This is a genomic window from Halochromatium sp. NSM3 (genome assembly GCF_059621085.1).
Genome location: NZ_JCAQIA010000100.1, coordinates 1 through 425 on the forward strand (window position 1 = coordinate 1; position 425 = coordinate 425).

The following is a 425-nucleotide window of genomic DNA, read 5'->3' on the forward strand; positions in this document are numbered from 1 at the left end:
GCCTGCGCCTCTTGCAGGCGCGCCTCGCTCAGGCGCAGGCGCTCCAGGGTCTCGATGGCCTCGCTCACATCCTGTTGCACGCCGATGTAATGGGTGACCTGCCCCTCGCGGTCGCGCATCGGCGAGATAGAGAGGGAATTCCAGAAACAGGTGCCATCCTTGCGGTAATTGCGCAGAATGACACTGCACGCCTCGCCTCCCTGGACTGCCTCGCGCATTCGCCAGCGCGCCGCTTGCGCGCGATCCTCGCCCTGCAGAAAGCGGCAATTGAGGCCGCTGACCTCGGCGGCGCTGTAGCCGGTCATGGCCTCGAAGCCGGAGTTGACATAGGTGATCAGGTCATCGTTCTGGGTGCGCTCGGTGATCAAGACCCCGGTCTGGGCTTGCGAGAGCGCCTCGATCAGCACCTGATGCCGACGCCGCAG

1 protein-coding gene is annotated in these 425 nt (G+C 65.2%); it reads right to left on the bottom strand.

The genetic code is table 11. The features are described 5' to 3' along the window. Positions 1-425, bottom strand: a 425-nt coding sequence (locus tag AC54T3_RS17480) for a PAS domain-containing protein (RefSeq protein WP_496626583.1), incomplete at both ends; no start/stop codon positions are given.